The sequence below is a fragment of the Bacteroidota bacterium genome, from assembly GCA_016718825.1.
Classification (GTDB): domain Bacteria; phylum Bacteroidota; class Bacteroidia; order J057; family JADKCL01; genus JADKCL01.
The window spans coordinates 1-23,231 of record JADKCL010000017.1 but is presented as its reverse complement, the minus strand read 5'-3'; the positions used below and the strand labels follow the sequence as shown (position 1 = coordinate 23,231).

The 23,231-nt window shown below is 50.9% G+C and carries 25 protein-coding genes and 2 pseudogenes; 19 read left to right on the top strand and 8 right to left on the bottom strand.

Annotated elements, in window-relative coordinates; translation table 11 throughout:
* The 5 genes from IPN95_19230 (at position 1) to IPN95_19210 (ending at position 5,248) form a co-directional block, all read left to right on the top strand.
* A complete protein-coding gene (locus tag IPN95_19230; GenBank protein MBK9451501.1) occupies positions 1-2,763 on the top strand; it encodes a ferritin-like protein in 2,763 nt (920 codons plus the stop codon).
* 231 nt (positions 2,764-2,994) lie between these two features.
* Positions 2,995-3,264: a hypothetical protein gene (locus IPN95_19225; GenBank protein MBK9451500.1), complete on the top strand. Its 270-nt coding sequence runs from the start codon at positions 2,995-2,997 to the stop codon at positions 3,262-3,264.
* Between the two features lie 322 nt (positions 3,265-3,586).
* Positions 3,587-3,790, top strand: a complete 204-nt coding sequence (locus tag IPN95_19220) for a hypothetical protein (GenBank protein MBK9451499.1) — start codon at positions 3,587-3,589, stop codon at positions 3,788-3,790.
* Between the two features lie 133 nt (positions 3,791-3,923).
* Positions 3,924-4,088 (top strand): hypothetical protein, encoded by a 165-nt coding sequence (locus IPN95_19215; protein MBK9451498.1) that lies wholly within the window; start codon positions 3,924-3,926, stop codon positions 4,086-4,088.
* A gap of 107 nt (positions 4,089-4,195) precedes the next feature.
* The gene (locus tag IPN95_19210) at positions 4,196-5,248 is read left to right on the top strand and encodes a BamA/TamA family outer membrane protein (protein ID MBK9451497.1); all 1,053 of its coding nucleotides are present in this window, start codon (positions 4,196-4,198) and stop codon (positions 5,246-5,248) included.
* Between the two features lie 145 nt (positions 5,249-5,393).
* On the opposite strand, the gene sucD is transcribed toward IPN95_19210, so the two are convergent.
* The gene (sucD, locus tag IPN95_19205; protein MBK9451496.1) at positions 5,394-6,287 is read right to left on the bottom strand and encodes a succinate--CoA ligase subunit alpha; all 894 of its coding nucleotides are present in this window, start codon (positions 6,285-6,287) and stop codon (positions 5,394-5,396) included.
* A gap of 181 nt (positions 6,288-6,468) precedes the next feature.
* Here sucD and IPN95_19200 point away from each other — a divergent pair, with 181 nt between their 5' ends.
* Together IPN95_19200 and IPN95_19195 are read left to right on the top strand one after the other, a co-directional pair.
* Positions 6,469-7,743: a prolipoprotein diacylglyceryl transferase gene (locus IPN95_19200; GenBank protein MBK9451495.1), complete on the top strand. Its 1,275-nt coding sequence runs from the start codon at positions 6,469-6,471 to the stop codon at positions 7,741-7,743.
* Between the two features lie 66 nt (positions 7,744-7,809).
* Entirely contained in the window at positions 7,810-8,958 is a 1,149-nt protein-coding gene (locus IPN95_19195; protein MBK9451494.1) for an RluA family pseudouridine synthase, read from the top strand.
* Between the two features lie 8 nt (positions 8,959-8,966).
* Here the strand turns inward: IPN95_19195 and IPN95_19190 are convergent, their stop codons facing one another.
* On the bottom strand, positions 8,967-9,572 hold the full coding sequence (locus IPN95_19190) for a hypothetical protein (GenBank protein MBK9451493.1): 606 nt from the start codon (positions 9,570-9,572) through the stop codon (positions 8,967-8,969).
* Positions 9,573-9,795: 223 nt separating this feature from the next.
* On the opposite strand from IPN95_19190, the gene lysS reads away from it, so the two are divergent.
* Both lysS and IPN95_19180 read left to right on the top strand, forming a co-directional pair.
* Complete coding sequence (gene lysS, locus IPN95_19185) at positions 9,796-11,520, top strand: lysine--tRNA ligase (protein MBK9451492.1); 1,725 nt, start codon at positions 9,796-9,798, stop codon at positions 11,518-11,520.
* A 124-nt stretch (positions 11,521-11,644) separates the two neighbouring features.
* Entirely contained in the window at positions 11,645-13,966 is a 2,322-nt protein-coding gene (locus IPN95_19180; protein MBK9451491.1) for a DUF349 domain-containing protein, read from the top strand.
* A 218-nt stretch (positions 13,967-14,184) separates the two neighbouring features.
* Here IPN95_19180 and IPN95_19175 read toward each other — a convergent pair whose 3' ends face one another.
* Positions 14,185-14,601, bottom strand: a complete 417-nt coding sequence (locus IPN95_19175; protein ID MBK9451490.1) for a hypothetical protein — start codon at positions 14,599-14,601, stop codon at positions 14,185-14,187.
* A gap of 106 nt (positions 14,602-14,707) precedes the next feature.
* Between IPN95_19175 and IPN95_19170 the strand changes: the two genes are divergently transcribed.
* From IPN95_19170 to IPN95_19135, 8 genes and pseudogenes are all read left to right on the top strand, one after another.
* Positions 14,708-16,078, top strand: coding sequence for a hypothetical protein (locus IPN95_19170; protein MBK9451489.1), 1,371 nt, complete (start codon positions 14,708-14,710; stop codon positions 16,076-16,078).
* A gap of 10 nt (positions 16,079-16,088) precedes the next feature.
* Positions 16,089-16,688, top strand: a complete 600-nt coding sequence (locus IPN95_19165) for a hypothetical protein (protein ID MBK9451488.1) — start codon at positions 16,089-16,091, stop codon at positions 16,686-16,688.
* Positions 16,685-17,704 (top strand): FAD-dependent oxidoreductase, encoded by a 1,020-nt coding sequence (locus IPN95_19160; GenBank protein ID MBK9451487.1) that lies wholly within the window; start codon positions 16,685-16,687, stop codon positions 17,702-17,704. The genes IPN95_19165 and IPN95_19160 overlap by 4 nt, the downstream gene beginning before the upstream one ends.
* 121 nt (positions 17,705-17,825) lie before the next feature.
* Positions 17,826-18,808 (top strand): annotated as a pseudogene (locus IPN95_19155) (YitT family protein).
* 65 nt (positions 18,809-18,873) lie between these two features.
* Positions 18,874-19,071: a hypothetical protein gene (locus tag IPN95_19150; protein MBK9451486.1), complete on the top strand. Its 198-nt coding sequence runs from the start codon at positions 18,874-18,876 to the stop codon at positions 19,069-19,071.
* A 113-nt stretch (positions 19,072-19,184) separates the two neighbouring features.
* On the top strand, positions 19,185-19,484 hold the full coding sequence (locus IPN95_19145) for a hypothetical protein (protein MBK9451485.1): 300 nt from the start codon (positions 19,185-19,187) through the stop codon (positions 19,482-19,484).
* Complete coding sequence (locus tag IPN95_19140) at positions 19,481-20,236, top strand: hypothetical protein (GenBank protein MBK9451484.1); 756 nt, start codon at positions 19,481-19,483, stop codon at positions 20,234-20,236. Before IPN95_19145 ends, IPN95_19140 begins: the two co-directional genes overlap by 4 nt.
* A 31-nt stretch (positions 20,237-20,267) precedes the next feature.
* Entirely contained in the window at positions 20,268-20,462 is a 195-nt protein-coding gene (locus tag IPN95_19135; protein ID MBK9451483.1) for an OmpA family protein, read from the top strand.
* Between the two features lie 159 nt (positions 20,463-20,621).
* Here the strand turns inward: IPN95_19135 and IPN95_19130 are convergent, their stop codons facing one another.
* The 4 genes and pseudogenes from IPN95_19130 to IPN95_19115 form a co-directional block, all read right to left on the bottom strand.
* Positions 20,622-20,864: a hypothetical protein gene (locus IPN95_19130; GenBank protein MBK9451482.1), complete on the bottom strand. Its 243-nt coding sequence runs from the start codon at positions 20,862-20,864 to the stop codon at positions 20,622-20,624.
* A pseudogene (locus IPN95_19125) lies at positions 20,861-21,048 on the bottom strand (DUF433 domain-containing protein). The gene IPN95_19130 and the pseudogene IPN95_19125 overlap by 4 nt, the downstream one beginning before the upstream one ends.
* A complete protein-coding gene (locus IPN95_19120; GenBank protein MBK9451481.1) occupies positions 21,026-21,325 on the bottom strand; it encodes a hypothetical protein in 300 nt (99 codons plus the stop codon). Before IPN95_19120 ends, IPN95_19125 begins: the two are co-directional and overlap by 23 nt.
* A gap of 214 nt (positions 21,326-21,539) precedes the next feature.
* Positions 21,540-21,695 carry a hypothetical protein gene (locus tag IPN95_19115; GenBank protein ID MBK9451480.1) on the bottom strand — a complete coding sequence of 52 codons (156 nt, stop codon included), beginning with the start codon at positions 21,693-21,695 and terminating at the stop codon, positions 21,540-21,542.
* A 92-nt stretch (positions 21,696-21,787) separates the two neighbouring features.
* Between IPN95_19115 and IPN95_19110 the strand changes: the two genes are divergently transcribed.
* The gene (locus IPN95_19110; GenBank protein ID MBK9451479.1) at positions 21,788-21,937 is read left to right on the top strand and encodes a hypothetical protein; all 150 of its coding nucleotides are present in this window, start codon (positions 21,788-21,790) and stop codon (positions 21,935-21,937) included.
* A gap of 84 nt (positions 21,938-22,021) precedes the next feature.
* Here IPN95_19110 and IPN95_19105 read toward each other — a convergent pair whose 3' ends face one another.
* On the bottom strand, positions 22,022-22,495 hold the full coding sequence (locus IPN95_19105; protein ID MBK9451478.1) for a hypothetical protein: 474 nt from the start codon (positions 22,493-22,495) through the stop codon (positions 22,022-22,024).
* Positions 22,496-22,708: 213 nt separating this feature from the next.
* Here IPN95_19105 and IPN95_19100 point away from each other — a divergent pair, with 213 nt between their 5' ends.
* Positions 22,709-22,861 carry a hypothetical protein gene (locus tag IPN95_19100; GenBank protein MBK9451477.1) on the top strand — a complete coding sequence of 51 codons (153 nt, stop codon included), beginning with the start codon at positions 22,709-22,711 and terminating at the stop codon, positions 22,859-22,861.
* The last annotated feature ends 370 nt before the right edge of the window (positions 22,862-23,231 follow it).

Sequence of the window (23,231 nt, the reverse complement as noted above, 5' to 3'; positions counted from 1 at the left end):
ATGAGTTATTTGCAGTTTCCAAGACTGATCTTCTCGGGAAAATTCCAGGCAGATCCCTCCACGGTCAACAATGATCCGGAGCACTTCAATACAGCGCGCTTCCAACCCAACTACGACGAATTTGGGCAAGGGGCGAGCAATGGGTGGTGGAATCCAAAGGTACCGGCGCATGGCGCTTCAAGATTGTTCGTGACGCAAGTCGAATACCTCGACGGTTCGGTTTGCGACGATCCAAACCTGGATCCCGTCGTCGGAATGCCTATCAACAGTGTGGTGGACCGCGTCGAAGGCAAATTGGTGGATTTGGACCCCGAGCAGCAGATGGTTTCCGCGATTTGGGGCTTTCAGGTCTATCTCGGCGCGAAAAATTCGGAAATCGGATTTGGCGGGGACTATGCCGTGGCCTCCTTCGGAGACATCTGGGTCCGCTATCCCAAAGGCTCGCCGGATTCGTTTTTTGGAGCCTATTACCAAAGCGTGATCCAGCTCAAAAAGGGAATCACCGGCGCGCCAAGTTCGCGCTATTTGCAGGAATTGCAGACAGCAACAGGAACAGGCAACGAATTGAGCATCAAGTTCAATGTCGATGGCTACGTGGATGACAATACGCAGGTGGATTTCACTTTTGGACGTGTGACGGGCGCTATTGGGGCGCAACAAGCCGCTGAACCAAGGCAATTTATCTCTGGACGGACGATTTTGGCCGCCCCGGGGACAACGCCCGGATTGAATACGGCTTATGCGACGGTGCAGAACAATTTTCTTCACTTGGATCTCGGCAATAGCCTTCCCACGACAAGTGCGGGCGGACATTTGCAATCCTTTGGAAATCTGATGCTTGCGACCGAAGACAGTGCAGGAAACACCGTTTTCCTCGGGACCGTCCCCTATGCTGGAAACGATTGGTATGGCCGAACAGCGGGCATCGTCAGTTTTCCATTGACCCCGGCCAACAAAACCCTGGTCGGGAACCATCCGCTCAGTTTGGTGCAGCCGGGTAGCGGCGGCAATACGGTATTCGCTTCCGAATCGGCCAACGGGCAATATGTGCGCGCTGACCAGTTTGTATTCCGCTTTAATCCGACGGAAACCAACATTGCCACGCTCTACGCGACCAAATTTGGAAAACCGATGCCCAGCGCAACAATTTCCTTCCAAATGGACAGTTCCAACATGGTCGGTCAGCAAACGCAAGGGCCGCTTGCAGGGCCGCCCGCAGGCATTCCGACGTCTGCAATCACGTTCCCGGGCGCAGTGACCAACCCCAAAGGTGGATTTCAAGTCAAGACGCTCTCCAACGGCCTCGCCACCATTTCGATCCAAGCAACCGATCCTGGAAATCCGCGCGGGTACATCGACGGACAGGTTTATGGCGTGGCCTATCAATTGGGGCCGGTGCCGCCAGTGGTCGGTGCGATCGGCAATCCCAGCCAAATCCTGAATCTGCTGGTTTTCAGCGGCTATGCGATTCCGGATCAACCCACCTGGATCGAAGATGTCCAGCCCATTTTCCAGCAATATGCCGACCTCTATCCGGTCATGAAACGGATTGTGGACTTGGGGAATACGGCTCGTGATGAAACACCGGAGCATTCTCAAGAATGTCTTCAGCACCCCGAATCCGATCCGAATTACATGCCCGTCACGCGCGACCTGAGCAAGCCCAAACGCGAAATGTTGCTTAGATGGCTGGACAATCCGGCGTATGTGAATCTGGATTCGGTACCCCAATTGATGCAAGCCCTGCAAACGGCCATCGAATTGGAGCATTCGACAATACCGCCTTATCTCACGGCCATGTACAGCATCATGCCCGGCCACAACGAGGAAGTTGCGAGCCTGATTCGCGGGGTCGTGATCGAGGAAATGCTGCATATGTCATTGGCCTGCAACATCTTGATCTCGATTGGCGGCAGTCCGTCGATCGGGCAACCCGGATTCATTCCGACCTATCCTGGAGGATTGCCCGGTGGATTGCGCAATGGCCTCACGGTGAACCTCAAACGGTGTTCGATCGAGCAGATTCGGGATTGTTTCATGCAAATTGAAATGCCGGAGGAGTTGATCCTGCAACGGATGCGTCGCATGGACCCCAAACCTCGATGCCAAAATGCGGGCCAATGCCTGAGCAACAGCCCCAACATGGAATATGCCGAATACACCATTGGCTGGTTTTACGATCAAATCAAGGCTGCGCTGACCAATTTGAGCGATTCCGGCCAAATTACATTCGGGAATGCCGACAAGCAGGTGAGCGAATGGAGTGGCCTCGGCAAGCTGTATGTCATCAACAGCCTTCAGGATGCCCTCAACGCGATCGATGAAATCAAGGATCAAGGCGAAGGAACGGATGCCAAGGACCCGATGGATGGCGACGGCGAATTGGCACACTATTATAAGTATTCGGAGATCGTGGAGGGCCGGCAACTGATCCAAACGCCGACTGGCGGCTGGGCTTATACAGGTCCGCAGATCCCCTTCGATCCGGCAGGCGTGTACCCGATGATCGACAACCCAAGTTTGGTGGCTTATCCCGAAGGTTCTCGCGCGGCTTTGCTTTCGCAGATGTTTGCGGAGAGCTATCAGGCCTTGCTGTTGTCGCTCCACGAGACCTTCAATGGCAATCCAGGCAATCTGCGGGCCTCGATCGGCGCCATGTACAGCATGGGATTGCAGGCCGTCGAGCTGATGCAAACGCCAACGGGTTTGAACGACGGTTTGAATGCCGGTCCAAAGTTCAAGGTCAATTATGAGCAGATGTAAATTCGATGAGAAACGCTTTGCCGTGGTTTTGCTGCGGCAAGCGTGTTATCTTGGGGTATGATTCGAAGCATTTCTTGGAAACATAATCAAATGGGGAGCTAAAAGATGACCGAGAGGCCATTTGCAGGCTTGACTATCATTTGGAAAGCATTCAACACCATCCTTTGGCCGATAATGGCAGCGATTACCAGCATGTTTTTTGCATGCAAGCAGACTCCCAAAATCGAAACGTTGGAAAGTACGCAACGTTTCAAAGCCTTTCAGAACTCAAAATCCCACTATGCGTTTCATGTCGGTCGACAAAAGAGGTACAAGCTTTTGAGGACAGCCTCGGAAGCAGGCGCATCGATTTGTGTGCTTGGACACATCGCCAAGGCCTTTAATCAAACAGCATTTGAGGCTGCCGACACTTTAAAGAATTATACCAGCAGGTATGGTGGATACGCCAACTTCAGCAATCAATATAAATATGAGATCTATGTCCCGCAAAGAAACAAATGATTCCATTCCTCACTTAGCAATTGTATATGAGTTCTCAAGTACCCACCCTATGAATTTCCGGAAGGGCAGCTTGGGCTGAACCTAACAATAGCTAAACTGTTCTTTGAAGATCCGATTTTGGATCCCCATTTGTTGGACACCAACCATCCCAAATTTTCCCCGATAGTAATTTTGTTTGGGCGCTTTTTGATACCGTTTATACGCGTTTGCAAGCCTACTATCCGGCCAATTCGTTGGAGCCTCGCAGACCGTGGCCCATTGGAATGACTGCTTCATCATTAAAGGCGACATCTTTAACAAAGATCGCTTTCGATTTGCAGAAATGGAGGATGACAATGGCGATTTCTGCGAAGGCGCCCCTTTTGAAGAGCATTATGTTTGTGAATATATGAGCACCAAGTTTGATGACAAAGCGAATCCTTTATTTCCAGATGCACTAAGGATCGACTATTGCCTAGGATGGGCAAGCAGTTATGGGCATTATTCGCACGTCGATACAGTGAATCAAAACTGCACCATCGCCTGAAGATCGAGCCAAAAGACTTGGCGATTACATTACCTTTAACATTTTCAACTAATAATCAATACTTCATAGCCGAAGGTGTTTGAACATGAGCGCCTACAAACCAAGTGATTCAAGCGCGGGGCGAAGTAACATCATGCGCACTCATCCCCCGCAGAAGACAGCGAATATACCTCGAGCCGCCATCGGCGCCATGTATAGCATGGGATTGCAGGCCGTCGAGCTGATGCAAACGCCAACGGGCTTGAACGACGGTTTGAATGCCGGCCCAAAGTTCAAGGTCAATTATGAGCAGATGTAAATTCGAATGATGAAACGCTTGCCGTGGTTTTGCTGCGGCAAGCGTGTTATCTTGCTGTATGATTCGAAGAATCGCTTTTCTTTTCCTTCTGCTGATCCTTGTTGTCCATGTCTGCGGCCGCACAGACGGACTCGCTTGCGGTGCCTGCAAAAAAAGTGCGCAAAATCGGAGTGCTGCCCGTACCGACGATTGGATTCGCCCCCGAAACGCGGCTGTATTTTGGGGCGGTGGCCTTGTTTACGCTCCGATTCTGGCAGGATGATTCGCTCACAAGGTTGTCGAGTGCCAAGGCGGAGGTGAGTTATACGCTCAACAAGCAACTGATCACGGAGATCGGATGGAACCTGTTTACCCGCAAAAACAAGCTGGCATTCGATGGATTGGTGGGTTTTCGCAAGTTTCCGGAGAATTACTGGGGAATCGGGGCGGCGATGCCCAAGTCAGCTGTCGAGCGCGTGGACATGACGCGCCTTGAGGTGGAGGCGCGCGGGCTTCGAAGTGTGCGCAACAATATGTACCTGGGCATGCGCCTGAAAATGCAAAATGTCTTCAAAGTCGTGCCGGATTCGGGAGGATCGATCGAAACCCTACAACCTCCGGGCTATGATGGCGGCTTTTCGATGGGTATCGGACCCGCATTTTCCTTGGATACACGCGACAATCCGCTGAATCCCAAAAAAGGTATCTACCTGTCGCTGAGTTCGTTGGGGTTTGGCAGGTTTGTCGGCAGCGAATTCGGCTTCACGCGCACGGAGGTGGATCTGCGCAAGTATCTGCGCCCCTTCCCGCGCCATGTACTTGCAGTTCAGTGCTATACGCTGCTCCAAACCGGAACGCCGCCCTTGCGGCTCCTCGGATTGGTCGGCAGCGACCGCGAAATGCGCGGCTATTACCAAGGCCGATACCGCGACCAAAACCTGCTCGCCCTCCAAGCCGAATACCGCATGCCCCTTTTCTGGCGATTTGGATTAACCGCTTTTGTAGGTGCCGGCGAGGTCTGGAATTGGAACCGCCCGTACCAAATGGAAGTCTTCAAATTCACCACCGGCGGCGGCCTCCGCTTCCTCATGGACAAAAAAGACAATGTGAACCTGCGGCTAGACTTTGCCGTGGGCAATGGCACGACCGGGTTTTATGTGGCTTTTGGGGAGGCGTTTTAGAAGCTGCGGATGATTTTCTTGGTCGCGTGATTCCCGGATCGCGGGTCGAATACGATTCGATGATTTCTTCACCTTTCGAACCTTGGAACAAAAAACGGCGCCCCGTTTCCAGATCGCCGTTTTTTTATGCTTCAAGACTTGCTGCTCAGACGACAGCTTTCTTTTTCCATTCTGCGAGGGCATTGGCCATCGTCACGCCGATGTTGGCAGGTGACTCGACGACGTGGATGCCTGCATCTTGCATGGCTTCCATTTTCGCCTTCGCTGTGCCTTTGCCACCGCTGATGATCGCGCCGGCGTGGCCCATGCGACGTCCGGGAGGCGCTGTTTGGCCGGCGATGAAGCCAACCACAGGCTTTGTGGCGTTGTGCTTGATCCATTCGGCAGCAAGTTCCTCGTTGGTGCCACCGATTTCGCCGATCATGATGATGCCTTCCGTGCCGGGATCGGCCATGAACAGCTTGATGATGTCGATGTGGGGCGAACCGATGATCGGGTCCCCGCCGATGCCGACGCAGGTGCTTTGGCCGAGGCCTTGCTTCGTGACTTGGTCCACTGCCTCATAGGTCAATGTACCTGAACGGCTGATGATACCGATCGTGCCAGGACGGTGAATGAAGCCGGGCATGATGCCGACTTTGCATTCGCCGGGTGTGATGACACCGGGGCAGTTAGGGCCGATCATGCGCACACCACGATCATCGATGTACTTTTTGACATAGATCATGTCGCGTGTCGGGATGCCTTCGGTGATCGTGATGATCAATTCGACGCCGGCATCTGCAGCTTCCATGATCGCGTCAGCGGCAAATCTTGGAGGAACAAAGATGATGGAGACATTGGCTTGGGTCGCATCGACCGCGTCCTGCATGGTGTTGAACACCGGACGGTCCAAATGCTTTTCGCCGCCTTTGCCGGGGGTGATACCGCCGACTACGTTGGTACCATACTCGATCATCTGGCTCGCGTGAAAGCTACCTTCCTTACCGGTAAAGCCTTGCACCACGATCCGGGAGTCTTTATTGACAAGAATACTCATGTTTTCCGTATTGGATCAATTCTAAGAAGGGGCTAAATTATCAATTATTTCAAGCAAGGGAAAATAATTTTGGAGGATTCGCCCTCAAAAGCAGGCGAATTCAAGAAAATGAAAGCCCCGTTTCCATTGCTTGGTTTTTCGTTACTTTGCCGCTTTAGCTTCTGCATCAACACCCCGAGACATGTTTCCAAGGCTCAGCGACCTCATCAATTATCTTCTTGGCACCGACATGGTGCTGCCGGCCAAGACCTTCGGTTTTTTTCTGGCATTGGCATTTGTTGCGGCCTTCATTCCCTTGCGCGCCGACTTGAAACGGCGTGAAGGGCTCGGTCAATACAAGTTGCGCAAGGAAAAAGTGCAGACGCAGGGGCCGATCACGATGCGCGAAGTGATCATCCATGCGCTGATCTGGGGCATCGCAGGCTACAAACTCGGGCTTTATTTCAGTGACCGCGAATTTTTCAACAACGATACCGAAGGCGCATTGATGTCGTTGAAAGGCTTCTGGCTCACCGGTTTGTTGGGTGCCTTGGGCGGCGGGCTCTGGAAATACATGGAATTCAAGAAAAAGAAGGACTTGGAGGTCAAGTTTGAAACCGTGGATGCCGGACCCTCTTTCTACTTGGGAACCGTGGTCACGATCGCTTTTGTGGCAGGCATTTTAGGATCCAAGATCTTTGCGATGCTGGAACCGGGAAGCGACTTCTGGAGCGATCCGATTGGCGACCTCCTGAGCTTCAATGGCTTGAGTTTCTTTGGCGGATTGCTGTGCGCAGGCGGATTGATCATTTACTATCTGTACCGCAAGGGTTTTCACATTCTCACCTGTGTGGATGCCTTTGTGCCGGGCTTGATTTTGGCGTATGCGGTCGGTCGAATCGGCTGTCAAATGTCGGGCGATGGGGATTGGGGCATCCTCAATGCTGCTTACCAAAGTCTGCCAAGAGGCGGCGTCGCCGTCGGAAGCATGGACATTTTCCAGCAAGCCGTCGATGCCAACCAAGCCTATTTCATCCTGAATGGGACGGAACACGCCTTTGTTCCGAAACCCGGATTCTTGAGTTTCCTCCCCGATTGGATGTTTGCGACGGACTTCCGCCACAACGTTGCCATGGATGGCGTTCCACTCGAAGGCTGCAAAGGCGAATATTGCCGCCACCTTCCTGTCCCCGTTTTTCCAACGCCTTTCTACGAAACACTCATGGGCACAGGTATTTTCGCCTTGCTTTGGGGAATTCGCAAGCGAATGAAATATGCGGGATTGCTCACAGGCATCTACATGATCCTCATCGGCTTGGAACGCTTCACCATTGAAAAGATCCGCGTGAATTCAGTCTATGATTTTGCAGGAATGCATTTTACGCAGGCAGAATTGATTTCCACGTTGCTGTTGATCGGCGGCGGATTGATCATCTTCATCGCCATGAAGCAAAAAAGGTTGCTGAAGCAGGCCTGAACCGTTTGATCGGGATTTGGAGAACCCGAATGCTGTCGCCGCAAAATTCCCGCAGGGTACGCAAAAATTCGCTACTTTTGCCATCCCAAATGCCTTTGCACTGTAGTGGAAGAAGACCAAGACCTCGAATTTGATTTGGACATCGACGACGCGTATGTCGATGAGAGCCGACCTGAAGAGGGAACGGAAGAGGACAGTCTGTACATGCACAAAAAGTTCACGCCTGATCCGGGTCAGAAGATCATGCGTTTGGACCAGTGGTTGTTTTCGCTCATGCGGAACAAAAGCCGTACGCAGATCAAAAACGCGGCTTTGGCAGGCTGCGTCCGCGTCAACGGCAAGGTGATCAAGGCAAGTTACAAGGTCAAGCCGGGCGATGAGGTCACGATCATGTTGCCACATCCTCCGCCGCCGCAGTTGGGACCCGAAGACATTCCTGTCGACATTGCCTACGAAGACGACGATTTTATGATGGTGAACAAAACGCCCAACATGGTCGTGCATCCCGGTGTCGGCAATTGGACGGGGACCATGTTGCATGGTTTGCTGTTTCACCTCAACAAAGACCGCCTCGAGGCACCGCGTGAGGAATGGGTTTTCCCGCAACTTGTGCACCGCATTGACAAGGATACCAGCGGATTGCTCGTAGTTCCCAAGCATGATTTCTCCAATCAATTCATCGCAAGACAGTTCTACGAACGCACGATCGACCGGCTTTACAATGCGATCGTTTGGGGCGATGTGAAACAAGACGAAGGGACAATTGTCGGTCACGTCGGCCGGAGCAAGGGCGACCGGAAGAAATTCACGGTCTACACCGATGGCTCACTCGGCAAGCGTGCGATCACGCATTATAAGGTATTGGAACGGTTTGGATTTGCCACCTTGGTGCAATGCAAGCTGGAAACAGGCCGCACCCACCAAATCAGGGTGCACATGAAGCATATTGGGCATACCCTGTTCAGTGACTGGTTTTACGGGGGCCACGAAGTCCTCGCCAATCCACATACACCGAAATGGAATGCCTTCATCACCAACGTGATGGAGATTTTGCCGCGTCAGGCATTGCATGCGCGTACGCTCGGATTTGTGCATCCGCAGACACGGAAAAAGGTATTTTTTGACAGCGAATTGCCTGAGGATTTTCAGCTAGCCCTCGAAAAAATGCGTGCCTACCGTGACACCTACATTTCGCCGCCTGCCAGCGGGAAATAGCCACTCGGTCAGTCCAGTTTGGGATCGATGATCACCACCATTCGTAGGCGAATCGTTTCACCCACCAATTTTGCAACCTCTTCGCTCCGATCCACCTTTCGGAATTGGAGGTCCATTTGCAACTTGTATTGGGCATAAGGCATCTTCCCGGTTTGTGGAACGTATTCCAACACTTTTGCATTCCCGCTAACCGTAGCAAAATCGACATTGTCCGCAGGCTCATCCAAGCGTCCCGCGCCGCGGTTGTCAGAAAGGGTGATGAAAAAAGTTCCCGGTTTCATTTGCAGGTCTTTCCCAAGCAAATTGACAGGAGCGCTCACCACCAAACGTTCGTTTTCTTTGGGATTTGGCAAGTAAAAATGCATGCTCCATCCATACTGCGTAAACAAGGAAATCGAGCCTTCGACGGGTCCCAAAGCCTTGAAATTCGTTGGATCCTTCACGGAATATTGATCAGCCAAAAAACATTGATCTGAAAACGGCAAAATGTCTGGCTTATCAGAAGTCACATAAAAAACATTGCAATAGGCACCAAGTGTATCTTTCTGGGCTTGAAGGTTCGGCAAAAGCAAGCATAAAAAGGCTCCAAGGAGCAACAGTAGTCTCAATTTCATTTTCAGTTATGTGCGTTCTTAAGTGCGATTCCAGCCTCTTCCCCCGGAAATCGGACACAAATCTATTGAATTTGCACAAAAAGCTTGCCTCCCCGACAAAGTTGCACGGATGACCCGATCCTGAGGCAGTTGGAATCACATTCAAGCCGCTCCGATAAATTGGCATTTCCTTCCCCGAAACCAATTATTGTCTGTAAATTGCGCCAAAATTTGTTTTTTGTCAATGGAACATCAGTTGAACGACCAGGAGCTTCAGCGCCGCAAGGAGGTTGAGGAGTTAAGGGCCCTGGGTATCGAACCCTTTCCCGCAGAAGGCTATGAAGTGAATGCGACGGCGGAGGGAATTTTGCGCGATTTCACACCTGAAAATGCTGCCGCTTTTGCCAAAGTCAGTTTGGCAGGCCGCGTTGTCACCAAACGGGTGATGGGTAAGGCATCTTTTGCGGTGCTTCAAGACTCTACGGGACAGATTCAGGTTTATGTCAACCGCGACGAAATCTGCCCTGGCGAGGATAAGATGATGTACAATGAGGTGTTCAAGCGCCTCATTTCCTTGGGAGATATCATTGGCGTCGAAGGCTACGTGTTCACCACCCAAACCGGTGAAATTTCCATCCACGTTCACAGTTTCCGCATTCTCACGAAAACCCTTCGCCCGATCATCTTCCGCAAGGAGGCTGAGGATGGCAAACTTTACGACAGCTTTACCGAACTCGAGCAACGCTACCGTCAGCGGTATCTGGATATGATCGTGCACCCGGAGGTGCGCGAAACGTTTGTCAAGCGCACCAAACTGGTGCAGAGCATGCGGGAATTCCTGAATGCGAAGGGTTATCTGGAGGTCGAAACGCCGATTTTGCAGCCGTTGTATGGCGGTGCTGCTGCGCGTCCTTTCAAGACCCACCACAACACGCTCGACATGACGCTGTACCTGCGCATCGCCAACGAGCTGTATCTCAAGCGCTTGATCGTCGGCGGCTTTGATGGCGTCTACGAATTTTCCAAAGACTTCCGCAACGAAGGCATGTCCCGCTTCCACAATCCGGAGTTCACGCAAATCGAACTCTATGTGGCCTACAAGGACTATTATTGGATGATGGACCTCGTCGAGGAAATGATCGAAAAGGTCGCTTTGGACGTGACGGGTGGCACAATTGTGCGCGTGGGCGACCACGACATCAACTTTGCGCGGCCTTGGAAGCGCTACACCATGTTTGAAGCGATCCAGCATTTCACCGGCATCGACATTTCGGAAATGGACGAAGCCGCATTGCTGTTGGCCTGCAAGCAGCTCGGCGTGGAGACCGACGACAGCATGGGCAAAGCCAAGCTGATCGATGAAATCTTTGGTGCGACCTGCGAGCCCAAGCTCATCCAGCCGACCTTCATCACGGATTATCCGCTGGAAATGAGCCCATTGGCCAAGAAGCACCGTTCCAAGCCCGGATTGGTCGAGCGCTTCGAAGCCATCTGCAACGGCAAGGAAATGCTCAATTCATTCTCCGAGCTGAACGATCCGATCGATCAACGGGAGCGCTTTGAGGAGCAACTCGAGCTGGGCAAGCGCGGCGACGACGAAGCCATGGTGCTTGACGAAGACTTCCTGCGTTCGCTGGAGTTTGGAATGCCGCCTACCGCAGGATTGGGTGTGGGTATCGACCGTTTGGCGATGATCATGACCAATTCACCTTCGATTCAAGATGTCCTTTTCTTCCCGCAAATGAAGCCGGAAAAGAAGGCCAAGGCGATCACCAACGAGGAATTTGCCTCAGCCGGCGTACCGGTCGAATGGATGGAGCCCTTGCGCAAGCTCGGGATTAACAGCCTTGCCGACCTCAAGTCCGCCAACACCAACAAGCTCCACAATGATTTGTGTGGCTTCAACAAGAAAAACAAACTTGGAATAGCCAACCCCGCAAAAGAGGCGGTCGAGGCTTGGACCAAGTGATATCTTCCACTGCATTGGGAGAGATTTCAGAAGATGGCTGTGAAAATCGCCACAACCCGTTAAATTTGAAGTCGAATCTAGTGCATGTTCAACTAGTTTTTTGTAGAAACGCTATCTGATTTTGATGGTACCTGAAACGGAATTTCCGCACCTCTCCCCCTCGGACCCTGAAAAAGAGTCCGTGAATCTCGACGCATCGCCCGACGTTTCGCCAGAAATGCCGATTGCTGAGCCCGAACCAGAAATCATTTTGCCGCCCGCGGAACCCGAAGTTCCTGTGGAAGCACCTGAACCTGAAACTCCCGCTGTGGAACCCGAAGTGCCTGAGGAGGCACCCGAGCCGGATCCGATCGTGGAACCCGAGGAAAAAGTTGCTGTAGCGCATGTCGAATTGACTGACGAAGGTGGCGACGGAACCCCCGAAGTCGAGGAAGATGACTTCTCGCATATTGAATTCACCGAAGACCGTGGCGAATCTGCTGCGAGTTCGTTGTTGCAAGAAATCCTTGGTGACGAGGAAAACTTGGACAGTGTTGTCGAGAAAGCCAATCCGCAGGAGCTGACCCTGCTGATGGAAAGCATCGCCACACGCGGAGAGGTTGCCGAATTCGTTTCCAAAATTGCGAACATCAAGAAGAGCTTTGAGTCCAAGATCGACCCTGAAACCGTCGAACATGCACTCCTGAGCCGCTTCAACACCGCCATGGCACGCTTCAACAAGAAGCGTATGGCCTACTATGCGGAGCGCGAAAAAGAAAAGGAAGACAATTCCAACAAGAAGAAAGAACTCTTGGAGCGCCTCAAGGCGATCGTGACCGAAGAACAGGTCACCAAAATCCAAGAAGTCCGCGATATTCAAAACCAATGGCGCGAAGTGGGTTGGGTGCTGCAAAAAGACTTGCAGTCCTTCAACGAAACCTATCGCCACTACCTCGACATTTTCTACAAATTGCGTAGTCAGTATCAGGAACTTCTGGAACTGGACCGCAAATACAATCACGAGGAAAAAAAGAGGGTCGTCGACGAAGTTGATGGCTTGATTCCGACGGAGGAGCAAATCACGCGCGAAGACTGGAACAAGCGCAGCGAGCGCGTCAAGCAGCTTCAGGAATACTGGCGCACCATCGGTCACGTGCCACGTGAAGATGTTGAAACGCTGAATGCAGCCTTCCGCGATGCTTTGGATCGTTTTTATGAACTGCGTTCCGGCTATTACGAGCTTCAGGATCAGCAGCGCGTCGAAAACGAGATCAAGAAAAAGGCCATTCTGGCGAAAATCAAAGTCCATCACGACTTTGATGGCAAGCGCCCCAAAGACTGGACCGATGTCACCAACGAGGTGCTTGCGTTGCAAAACGAATGGAAAACCATCGGCCCGGGCCCAATTGAGACCAACAAAAGTCTCTGGACGGAATACCGCGCCGAGTGTGACCACTTCTTCCAACGCAAAAGCGAATTCTTCAAGGTATTTGACGAAGAACGCGGTGAAAACCTGATCAAGAAAACTGCGATTTGTGAAAAGGCCGAAGCGGTCATGAACAATGAGCACCTCAAGGATACCACGGAGATTCTCAAGCAACTCCAAGAGGAATGGAAATCCATTGGTCCGGTACACGAACGCTATTCCAACAAACTTTGGAAGCGCTTTCGCACAGCCTGCGACACCTTCTTTGACCGTAAAACGGCTGCTGTAAGTGCGAGCAAAAGCGAGTTTGAGGACAACATGGCCATCAAACTTGACTTGATCTCCCAAGTCGAAGCCATTGCGGCACTCGACAATCCAGGCGATCACAGCGCTGAATTTGAGGCGATTGCGGCAAAATGGAAAGAAACGGGACACGTGCCCTTCAAGCAGAAGGACAAAATCAACGGTGCCTATCGTGATGCCATCACACAGTACTATGACAAGACCCGCTCACGTGGCGGCGGCGGTTATGGTGGCGGTTATGGCGGCGGTGGCGGTGAGCGCCGTGGTGGTGGCGGCGGCGGCGAACGTCGCGGTGGTGGTGATCGTCAAGGCGGCGGCGAACGCCGTGGTGGTGGTGACCGTCAGGGCGGCGGTGGTGATCGTCGCGGTGGCAATGACCGTCGCGATCAGGTTGCAAGCAACCCCGCAGAAGATGAAATGCGGAAAATGCGGATGAAAATCCAAATCATCCAGGAAAAAGTCGAAGCCTACGAGACCAATATCCTATTTATCTCAAAAGGGAAAAGCGGTGATGGCCTTCGCAATCAAATTCAGGCGCAGATCGATTCCGAAAAGGCAGAAATCGAAAAACTGAAGAAGAAGCTCAAGGACATGAAGTCTGCGCAGGAAACAGCCAAGGCTGCTCCTGTCGTGGAATCCAAGGCTGCGGTTGAGGAAACACCTGCGGCTCCGCAGGTCGATGCTCCAGCGGTCGAGGAAGCCCAAAGTGATTCCTCGGAATCCGCAAGCGAGGAGTAATTCCAAGTAAAAATGAAAAACCGCACTATGCCTCGGCGTAGTGCGGTTTTTTCGTTGATGAGGATCAAACCATCCAGCGTTTAGTGCGGACGAATTTGCGCTGTATTACTCATTTGTGATCCGCTTGCACTTTGTGCAGAGCCAAAACACCTCCATTTCGAGTCCAATCGCGTGATAGGTCTCAAAAATGTCCTTCGGAAGATCCTCTTTGCCGAGAATCAAGCGCGTGCGGTCGCAGGTTGGACAACGCGCGACATCAGATTTTGGAAAATATGCAACTGCAGGCGGAACATCGACCGGATCACGGCCTTCCATTTGCCAGAGAAATTCCTTGGTTTTCCGAATGATGAGCTCCATTCCCAGCCTTGCGACAACGTCCTCAATCGCAGCATCAATGATCTTTTGAATTCGCTGTCTTTGGGTTTGAGATCGACTTCCTTTTTCAAAGCAAGTTTCAAATCCTCAAAAGCGCCATCCCGCATGGATTCGTAGTACATTCCCTGAAGCTCCGGTTCGTACTGCGAAGTCGGGTCAATGTACATTTTTGTGTGGCGGTGCATATGTTTGAAGCCCACAAAGTGGATGAAGTGTTGCTCCAAGCGAGGGTTGCCAATAACTGCGTGAAACTTGCTCATGGGGTGGTGTTTAAGCAAATATACATAAACGAGAGGGCGATTGCAATATGCTGTGACGTTGTGAATCCTTAAAATTTTCAAACTAAATTCGCGAAAAGACCCAGCTATGGAAGTTCAAAAAGTCCGCTTTTTTCGAAGAAATTACTCCAAGGTACCGTCGGTTTGGGGCATTGCATTCTTATTGATCGTCTTTGGTATTTCGGGCTGCTATCACAAAGACCTCGAGACTGACCGTGCCGACGACATCGTGGTCAATGTCATTTATTCTGGGCCGGAGGGCGATTTTGTCATCAGCAAGGAAGCAATCTTTCAGGCTAATTCTAAATCCACAGAAAATGGTGTGACCCATATCAGCGGCTATACCGAATATCGATTGAGCAGCTACGACCTCAAAACTGGCGAGCAAGTGGGCCGTGTGCCGCTCGGAGAAATGATTGAGGAAGCCAATGCTGTGCTGGGCATCAGTCCCGGAAAAGTTTGGATGTTCAGCATCAACCCCGAACTCGGATTGCATTGCCGCAACCCGAAAACGCTCACGCCGATCAAAACTTGGACCGAGTTTTCGCAGATGCCCGGCTTGAATGCCTTCAAACCGGCGAGACCTGATTGGCCGTTGATCGACCAATATTTTGGAGTGGATTATGAATCGCAGCGGATTGTGCTTACCGACGAAGCCGGTTTCAAATACCAGATGGATCCAGAGACTTTTGTCCTACAGAAAACCGATGCAGAAATGCCCGATGCAGATTGGGACAATGACCCATTGAGTGGCTCCGGACAGTTTTCCAATGAAAAGAGTGTGAACCTTGATGGTGATCCACGGGCGGAAATCTCCTATCTCGGTAATAAATCCGGCGCGGAGATCAGCTTTCTGTTTGGGAAGTTTTTCTTGGATTTTGATCAGAAAAAGGCTGCCGAACGCAAAATCATCAAGCTGGATTCGATGGAAAATCGCTGGAAGTCCTTGGAAGACAGCCTCAAAATCTATTCGGCAGCGCATCCGGAAGCCACGCAAGAAGTTGATTACATCAAATGGAGCTGGGAACAACGAGCCATCCACGACCATGCCACTAATCTGAAACGCGATGCCGAATATGCCCAACGAGACTTCGAAAATGCCAAAAGGTCATCAAGCCACTTTTCGGGAAGTTTCCTGCTCAGTACAGATGACAAATCGGTCTACGTGCATCATGCCAATCTTGTCGCAGATACCGCGCATACCCTCATCAGCCGTGTAAATTTGGACCCCAATAACAGTTGGAGGATTGTTTGGACAACACATTTGCCAAAATTCTACCACAATTCTTCCAAAGCCGATCAGGCTGGCGCATTCGAAGAGGTTTATTCCAAAGGAAACCCCGAGTTTGATTATGAATGGGCTGGTGTATCCAAAAATTACCTCGTTTTTGTCTCCCAATTACGCATGGCATGCCTCGATACAGAATCAGGAAAGCTTTTATGGGAAAAGGAACTTTAAACCCGAATCAATGAAAAATGGCCTTCGTGTTCTCCAGATTTTGATCCTTTCCCCGCTCCTATTGCTTTTTTCGGCAAATGGGAATCGACTGACTGCACAAAACAATGTCGAGGTCAACCATATCCGTGCGGTTTACAAGGAGATTGGCGACAAAATTCTCGAATGCCAAAATGCGGAAGAACCTGAAGCCTGTCGACTTTACCTCAACAGCCTGACCGTCAACAAGAAAAACAGTCCATGGGCAGCAGTCGGCAACTATGGAGCCGTCAGGGACTTTTGGTTTGAACGCGGCAGCATGGAGGGCGAAAACGGGCCATCGTATGTGCTGAGAAAGCTCAACATCACGAGCAAGCGCAGTGCAAATGACCAAAACGAGGAATACTTATTCGATTCCGAAGGCAACTTGCTGTTTTATTATTTCAAGGAATTCAGCGGGAACAATGAAAAAACCTGTGAAAACCGATTCTACTTCAAAGGTGACAAACTCGTGGAATACACTGAGAAGGTCAACGAGGAAGAGGCTGAATATCAGCTTTATCACAAGGATGATGCCGCCCTGGTCCTACGGCAAGCCAAGCGCCTGAAGGAGTTTTTTCAAGGAACACTTTGAAAATCAGCCTTGTAGAATCGATCCATAACACAACTGCATGGCAACACCCGCGGCCCAATCTTCCAACTGTGATCATCGTCGGCTGTGGCGTTTCTGGCCTCACGACTGCGATCGTGTTGCAACGCGCGGGCTATCGTGTGCGCATCCATACGCGGGAAATGCCTGCGGACACGACCTCGGCGGTCGCGGCCGCGATCTGGTTTCCCTACAAAACAGGGCCTTTGGAAGCGGTGAACCGCTGGAGTCGAGCGACTTACAGGGTTTTGGAAACCTTGTCAGAAAATCCGGAAACGGGCGTCAAGATGGTCCAATTTACGGAGTTTGTGCAGTCTAAGGAGTCGGCTTGGTGGCTCGACGCGATTCCGGAAGGAAGATGGCGCAATGCCACTGCTGCCGAATTGACCGATGGACAGCCCATGGGCTTTGTGATGGACGTTCCCATGATTGAAACGCCGATTTACTTGCCCTATCTACTGGAAACGTTCCGCCAAGGCGGCGGGGAAATTCAGCTCGGAGAGATTCAAAATCTAGCGGATTTGCATTCAGAATCACCCATCGTCATCAATTGCACTGGCCTGGGAGCCAAGGAATTGGCAAATGACCCAACGCTTTATCCGATTCGGGGACAATTGGTAAAAATTGCCCGGCAGGCCAACATTCCATTCGTTTCTGCAGATTCAATGGACGGAGCTGAATTATTTGAGGCCACTTACATCTTTCCGCGTACCCATGACATCGTCTTGGGTGGCACGGCGGTGGCTGGAGAATCTTCGTGGGAATGGGATGAGGATTTGGGGAATCGCATCATCGACCGTTGCCGAAGGTTGGTTCCCGACCTTGGTGAAGTGGAAATTTTGGACAAGGTCGTCGGATTACGGCCGGGCCGAGCAACCATCCGCCTCGAGTGGGACGGCGAATTTGTTCACAATTACGGCCACGGAGGCGCTGGATACACCGTTTCATGGGGTTGTGCGGAGGCGGTGCTAGCCTTGCTCAATGGGTTAGAATTGCATTAAAATTCAGTGTTGCTACAGCTAATCGACCACAGTATCCGTATTCTAATGGTATTTTAGGCTAATCACCGCATCGGGCGATCTGCCAATCGTGCAGAATTGTCACCGTCAAACGCAAGAATTCATGGGTCCCATTTTTACGCAAATCATCGTCAATTCCATCCGTCGTGAGAAGGCGAAGGGGAAAAACCGGAAGAAAGATGAGGTGCTTTCTCCTGCCGAGTTTCAAAAAGCGCTCAAAGAATTTAAGCGTTTGGCTAAAAAATGGCTGAAAGACTTCATCCTCATCTCCATTGGGGTCGGATTGGCAGCGTTGGGATTGGAAGGATTTCTGCTGCCCAACAAATTCATTGATGGTGGCGCAACGGGAATTTCCCTCTTGACCTCTGAACTGACAGGATGGTCGCTTGGAATTCTGATCGTGATCATCAACATCCCTTTTGTGATCATGGCGTTCAAGGTGGTTGACCGGCAATTCGCGCTCAAATCAGCCGCTTCCATTTCCGCGTTGGCGATATGTGTTTCAACAATACATTTCCCGGTAATCACCCATGACAGTCTCTTGGTGGCCATCTTTGGAGGTTTTTCTTGGGAGCTGGCATTGGCTTTTCGGTGAGAGGAGGTGCCGTGCTGGACGGCACGGAGGTTTTAGCGATCTACCTCAGCCGCAAGTTGGGCACAACGATTGGCGACATCATCATTGGCTTGAATGTCGCTATTTTTAGTGTGGCAGCTTATCTTCTGAACCTTGAAACGGCAATGTATGCCTTGATCACCTACCTGATTGCCTCCAAAACTTTGGACTATATCGTCGATGGCATCGATGAATATACCGGTGTGACCATTATTTCGATTCGTAGCCAGGAAATCAGGCTCATGATCACCAAGGAGATGGGACGTGGCGTGACCGTGTACAAAGGCAAGGGAGGATATGGCAGACGCGGCGAAACATCCGAAGTTGACATTCTTTACACGGTCATCACAAGGCTGGAATTGAATAAGCTCAAGTCCGAAATTCAACGCATTGACGCTGAAGCATTTGTTGTAATGAGCTCTGTACGGGATACGCGCGGCGGAATGATCAAAAAACGTGCGTTGGATCACTGACATATCGACCGATAAAGCCGCCTTCAATCCCCGAAAATTGCTATCATTGCGAAAATCATTCCCCAATGAAAAAGTACTTCTTCCTCTCTACCCTTTTGTTTGCCGTCGCTTGCGGAACGACAAAAATTGCTGCGCCGATTCAGGCAGATGCCGACCGTGGAACGGCTAAGTTTGCCGATGTCACGCTGGCACAACTCACCGAAGGCAAAGCCGTCTATGATCTCAACTGCGGCGCATGCCAAATCCTGAATGCCGCGCCATGAAACGTTGCTTGCTCTGATCTGCTTGATCCATTTTGGCATTGCTTATGCCCAAACCTCATTCCCAACGGCGGATTTGAGGACATGAAAAAAATGTCCCAAGGCTCTGGGGCGAATTGGATCGCGTCGCATTTTGGAGCAGCCCCAATACGGGCACGCCCGACTATTTCAACAAATGCTTCGTCAAAAACTTCGAAACGGTCGGTGTTCCCAACAACTTTTTGGCACACGACGCGTTTGAAGGCGCAGGTTATGCGGGCATTCTTTGCGGAAATCAGGAAAGGAATTTTGCAGATCAATCTGGCAGAACCGCTTGTGGCGGGTCGCGCCTATTGTTTGCGATTCCGCAGCGGCGCCGAGTCCAAGTAGCGACGGTCGAATGGCCTTGCGGGCATGTTTTTTGGATACTTCGTTGACCATTCCAAATTGGGATCTTTTGGACATTCCGGTCGCCACACAATTGAATGCCAATTGGAAAATGAGCCCTGAATCCATCGGATGGGCAATGTTTACCAAAACCTATACGGCAAAAGGAGGCGAAAAAACCTTGGTAGTCGGCCATTTTGCCGCAATCGATTACCGCGCCTACACCTACTTGGATGCCTTCGAATTGTATGAAAGCACGAGCAAGTCAGGTTGTGAAAGCCAGTTGTTTGTCGCAGAAGACGAGGATCCCAACAACCTCGTGCCCAATTCGGGTTTTGAGCAACTTTTCGCCTGCCCAAAACAACGGGAAGACTTGCAAAATGCACGCGCCTGGCGCATCAAACAAAATTCGCCGGACTTTTACCATGTCTGCGGAACCGGTACAGCAGCCGTTCCTAAAAATGAATTAGGAGAACAAATGCCCCACAATGGCAACGGATATGGCGGCATCTGGGCCATGCTCCAAGAGCGCCAAAACTACCGCGAATTTGTGGCTACGCGCCTAAAAACGCCCTTGATCGCTGGGAAAAAGTATTGTTTGAGCATCTGGGTTTCCCTCGCGGAAGTCAGCGATCACGCCCTCGATGAACTGCAACTCCAAATCACCCGCGACGATCAGGGGATGAACAATTGCCAAGTCGGCGTGGATACCACCGAGTTGATCACGCTCAGCAATGGCAAAATCCTTGACGATTGGAACGAATGGGTCTTTTTGCACGGCACCTTCATCGCCAAAGGATAGCTTGGCCGACTTTCTGAAAAGCCATCCGGATTTGAAGATTCGATTGTCCGGGCATACCGACAGCGACGGCGAAGATGGCTACAACTTGAAGCTTTCGGAGAGCCGTGCCCGTGCCGTGATGGATTACCTCATCAGTCAGGCGATTGATGCTAAGCGCATCAACTCAGCTGGAATGGGGAATCAAGGCCATGCAGCACCAATGACACGGACGAAGGCAAAGCCTTGAATCGCCGTGTGGAGGTGGAGTTTTGGAGGAATAGGTCAGTTGGAAGGACCGAAGGAAGGTAATCAAAGCCGCCTTGTTCTTACTTTCAACTTAGAAACCTGTAATGATTGTAAATGCGGGTCCACGGAATAGTCCTCAATAGCCTGAAGAACAGCGCCTTCAATCGGGAATATGGCGGTTGGTGTTAGCGAATAAATAACACGCAACCTTTTCGATATGATGTGAAAATATCAATTCCCCAAAATCTTTATCCTCAGTAATCAAAAGTCCTCCATGTTCGCGAACGTTTCCGACTTCAAGGTCAAATTCCGCGGAAATTCTTTTCGAATGGAAATATTCTGATAGCCTTTCGCCGAAAGCAACTTGATCAATAGTCCTCGACATTTCGTCGAAAATGATCATGATTGCTTCGCGTACCTCCTCATTGCAACCATATCTGCAGTGTAAGCAAAAACGGCTGCAATCTGTTCCCTTTCAGGTGGGGATAACTTTTCAGCAAATCATCGACGGAATGACCTCCTGAGAGTTTTCGCAAAATCAATTCTACTGTTATTCGGGAACCCTTAATGGTGGGCTTCCCCATCATCTTCTGGATTTCTAACGATGTATTTACGGTAATCATTGGTGGCCTTTTTTTCAAATATAATCAATGTCAAGAGGATTTGAGAACCTTTGTCACCCCTTGCAGCTAATTGAACAACTCTTTCAGAAGAAAAAAGCCACCCCAAAGGAGGCGTTGATTTCCGAACAGCAAGATTATCGCTGCAACCTGCGTCCGCCACCGGGTCCACCGCCTCCGGGCCCCGGGCCGCCCGGACCACCGGTGCGCCACCTTCCGTCGCTTTGCAAGCGCGCGACAGCAACAGCGTGAACTCACGTTCGGCTTTGTAGGCATGCCCCCTTGCGGATGTTGATCACTTTCTTGAACTGCTCGTGGTACTTGAGGGTGATGCTCCGCTCCTTGCGGCGGTTGTCGAGCATCTTGTTGACCCGCGGTCTCGACCTCTTGATCGGTCATCGTGTCCAAAGTTTTCCTTTGCCGATTGCACATGTCGCGCTGATCGTCGCGCACAAGTTTCATTTCGTCACGGTAGGCATCGTAAACCGGCCCAGAGCCTTGGCCTCGTCCGTCGTCAAGCTCAGCTTCTTGGTGATATATCCCACCGAATGGCGCTCCAAATCCCGCCGGCAGCAGGCGGTTGGGCCATCAGCGGCTGCGGAAAGCAAGGTCAAAAGCAAAGCCCATCAAAATCATCATCGTTTCATAATCTTTCCTCTTTGTAGTTCTTTCTTCAACAGCATTTTATTGCAAATCTTCAAAGTCTATGTCAATTCTGCCAATCAATTTCGTCAAGTTCAGCATCCTCAAGGTATTCAGCGGCTTCATCTTGCTGCATTTCGTGGTCTTCTCCTTCCGAATGCCCTTCGCTTCGCTGCCCAATGCCGCAAAAATTGCTCATCACTCCTATCCGTGACGTCGAGGTAAGGCGTGATTTCCTGGAATCCAAGAGCTGGTGCACCATGGTCTCCTGCCGGATGGCTCTTCGGCATAGTTGGTTTCAGTGTTTTCCTCCGTGTTCAGGAGAAAATATGTGCCGAAAATCGCCAAAAGCGCGATTCCAGCTGCTACACTCCAAAACATGGTACGTCGGAACGCTACCGTGCGCATCGGCCGTGCTGGAAACTTGGCCACTGCGTTCATTTGAATAACCGGAGTTTCCTTGGCTTTCTCTTTTGGAAGGCTGCGAATGCGACTCAAAACGCTTTCCGGCAGGCCTTCGGGAAATATCCTCGAGCATATCCGCCTGGCGTCTTTGCCTTGAGCGAGGGGCGAGTAGCGGACCTACGTCCTTCCAATCTTCTTCCTGTAAATCTTCGTGTCGCATAACAGTACTTTGATCGTTGATTTGGAAATGGTTTAACCGGCCTGAAAGATAATTTTCAATTTTTTGACCGCATGGTGGAAGCTGGCCTTGACGAACCTTCGGTTTCGCCAAAATTTCGACCATCCTCGGGTATTTCATTTTCGTCATAGTATTTCATCCAAATACCTGCTTTTGTTTGTCAGGCAAGGCCACAGCTGCTTCGAGCCTTTGCTAAATGTCTTCCCCAGTCATCGTTGAAGTTACTTGTTCACTATGCCCGAGATTGTTTCGATGTCCCGAAGGTACTGAGGTTCCGCTTTCCGCTTTTCCGTAGCGTGAGGCATTCATTTGTCGCAATCCGGAAGAGCCAGGTTTTAAGAAGTGAAGATTCGGCCCGAAACCCGTCAAAAAAACATGCCAAGCCTTGACAAACGTGTTTTGGAGAATGTCGTCACTGTCGTCATGATCCTTGAGCCATTTTGCGAATACTGGCAGTACAAAAAGGTCGCTGGAAAAGCTCCATCAACGCCATGAGCCCTGTTCTTTTCGAACAGGGTTCTGCATCAATACCGCGATGATTTCTGGTTCGCCGGTTTCTTGGCTGAATCCATGGAGAGGTAAGCGCGATTTGAGCTTTGACAAGCAAGATCGGAGAAAGGGTTTAATGGGCGAATAAAGATTTTTTGACCTTCAGGAGAAAAAGTGCGTCTTAAAGGTGGATCTTTGATGAATTCCACCAGAATCTATCCTTTGAATTCAACCATAATTCGTTATCATTGAGTTCAATTGGTACTTGGGTCATGTCTCGCATTCACTCACTGGTTTCTTGTTCGTGTTGCTCAATGCTGCCGGATTGCGCAGAATCTTAATGCCTAACCCATCGTTTGAAACCTGCGGGATGCCC

Excerpts from the sequence above, each read along its gene's own strand:
- IPN95_19230 (MBK9451501.1), top strand. The coding sequence starts at position 1 with ATGAGTTATTTGCAGTTTCCAAGACTGATCTTCTCGGGAAAATTCCAG.
- IPN95_19220 (MBK9451499.1), top strand. The coding sequence starts at position 3,587 with ATGGAGGATGACAATGGCGATTTCTGCGAAGGCGCCCCTTTTGAAGAG.
- IPN95_19215 (MBK9451498.1), top strand. The coding sequence starts at position 3,924 with ATGCGCACTCATCCCCCGCAGAAGACAGCGAATATACCTCGAGCCGCC.
- IPN95_19210 (MBK9451497.1), top strand. The coding sequence starts at position 4,196 with ATGTCTGCGGCCGCACAGACGGACTCGCTTGCGGTGCCTGCAAAAAAA.
- sucD (MBK9451496.1), bottom strand. The coding sequence starts at position 6,287 with ATGAGTATTCTTGTCAATAAAGACTCCCGGATCGTGGTGCAAGGCTTT.
- IPN95_19200 (MBK9451495.1), top strand. The coding sequence starts at position 6,469 with ATGTTTCCAAGGCTCAGCGACCTCATCAATTATCTTCTTGGCACCGAC.
- IPN95_19190 (MBK9451493.1), bottom strand. The coding sequence starts at position 9,572 with ATGAAATTGAGACTACTGTTGCTCCTTGGAGCCTTTTTATGCTTGCTT.
- lysS (MBK9451492.1), top strand. The coding sequence starts at position 9,796 with ATGGAACATCAGTTGAACGACCAGGAGCTTCAGCGCCGCAAGGAGGTT.
- IPN95_19180 (MBK9451491.1), top strand. The coding sequence starts at position 11,645 with ATGGTACCTGAAACGGAATTTCCGCACCTCTCCCCCTCGGACCCTGAA.
- IPN95_19175 (MBK9451490.1), bottom strand. The coding sequence starts at position 14,601 with ATGAGCAAGTTTCACGCAGTTATTGGCAACCCTCGCTTGGAGCAACAC.
- IPN95_19170 (MBK9451489.1), top strand. The coding sequence starts at position 14,708 with ATGGAAGTTCAAAAAGTCCGCTTTTTTCGAAGAAATTACTCCAAGGTA.
- IPN95_19165 (MBK9451488.1), top strand. The coding sequence starts at position 16,089 with ATGAAAAATGGCCTTCGTGTTCTCCAGATTTTGATCCTTTCCCCGCTC.
- IPN95_19150 (MBK9451486.1), top strand. The coding sequence starts at position 18,874 with ATGAAAAAGTACTTCTTCCTCTCTACCCTTTTGTTTGCCGTCGCTTGC.
- IPN95_19130 (MBK9451482.1), bottom strand. The coding sequence starts at position 20,864 with ATGATCATTTTCGACGAAATGTCGAGGACTATTGATCAAGTTGCTTTC.
- IPN95_19110 (MBK9451479.1), top strand. The coding sequence starts at position 21,788 with ATGTCAATTCTGCCAATCAATTTCGTCAAGTTCAGCATCCTCAAGGTA.
- IPN95_19105 (MBK9451478.1), bottom strand. The coding sequence starts at position 22,495 with ATGACGAAAATGAAATACCCGAGGATGGTCGAAATTTTGGCGAAACCG.